Here is a 1,333-nt window from a genome sequence, read left to right as displayed (position 1 = left end):
CCATCGCCACCTGTAGGAGCCGGCTTGCCGGCGATGGCGTCAGGTCAGCCACCAAATGAGTCGGCCGGGCCACCGCAATCGCCGGCAAGCTGAACTGGTCAAGTAATCTTGGACACCAGTTAAGGTTCACGCCGCCAGTCTCTCCCTGACGACCGGCGACCGGTAATCGTTGTAACTGTGGGGCCTAGTGATGTTGTAGCGTGAGACATAACGCTGCACATCGGCTCGGGCCTCATGCTCTGATGCATAGCCCGTTTCGGGCACCCACTCTGATTTCAAACTTCCGAAGAAGCGCTCCATCGGGGCGTTATCCCAGCATTCGCCTTTCCGGCTCATGCTTTGCCGCAGGCCATTTTCCAGCAGCTCATTCCTGAACTTATGACTGGTGTACTGACAACCTTGGTCTGAGTGAAACAGTACCTCTTTAGGATGACCTCTAAGCTCAACAGCCATCCGCAAAGCTTCGCAGGTCAGCGTGGCATCGGAAATCATCGAAAACGACCAGCCCACTATCCGACGGGCGAACAAATCCAGAACCGCAGCGAAATACAACCATCGCTTGCCGACCTTGATGTACGTCACGTCGCCACACCACACTTGATTGACCGCCGTGACATCAAACTTACGCTTGAGCACGTGCGGCGCCACCAAGGCTTCCACGCCGGGCGATTTGTACTTGTGACGTCGGCGCTGACGGCTGGCGATCCCAGCTTCGCGCATCAAACTGCGAGCCAAGTACCGCCCGATGCGATGCCCTTTCTCTTGCAGCTCCTTCGCCAAAGTCCTCGCTCCGGCAGAAGCCCGCGATGCCTTGTGATGCCTCACCAGCGTGGCCTTGAGCTTCTCCCGCTCAGGATTTGCTCTGCCTTGGCGCTGACGCCAAGCGTAAAAGCTGCTTCGGTTGACGCCGAACGCCCGGCAACACCTGATCACGCCGTACTGCTCGTCCAGCTCATCGATCAGCGTGAATGATCTTTGGCGTCCAACAGCAGGAGAGCACTGGCCTTTTTTAGGATTTCGATGTCCAGGTCTTTCTCCCTGAGCAAAGCTTTGAGCCTCTGAATCTCCCGCTGATCGGCGGTGATCGCCTTGGCGCCTACCGGCGTCGAGCCCAAACGCTCTTTGCGCACCTGATCGACCCAACGGCGCAAGGCTGTGGGGCCGACATCCAAACTGGCGCACACCTCGGGAACTGGCTGACCTTCGTCCAGCACCATGCTGGCTGCCTTGAGTTTGAACTCACTCGAATAAGATTTACGCATATCCAAACACCTCAGATTTGGGCGCCATCATAGCGCCCGATTGAAGTGTCCAAAATCATTAGGCCAGTTCA

At 57.1% G+C, this 1,333-nt stretch carries 1 protein-coding gene; it reads right to left on the bottom strand.

What is annotated here, in order from left to right; genetic code table 11:
• Positions 1 to 126: 126 nt before the first annotated feature.
• Positions 127 to 1,262 (bottom strand): IS3 family transposase gene (locus HX792_RS29905; RefSeq protein WP_371319392.1). Its coding sequence is split into 2 segments (ribosomal slippage): positions 127 to 1,013 and positions 1,013 to 1,262, totalling 1,137 coding nucleotides; the frame shifts between segments, so codons are not numbered across the junction.
• Positions 1,263 to 1,333: the final 71 nt, after the last annotated feature.

It is taken from the genome of Pseudomonas sp. B6002 (assembly GCF_013385985.1).
Lineage (GTDB): Bacteria > Pseudomonadota > Gammaproteobacteria > Pseudomonadales > Pseudomonadaceae > Aquipseudomonas.
The sequence above is the reverse complement of the archived record's forward strand: the minus strand, read 5'-3'. Positions and strand labels throughout refer to the sequence as shown.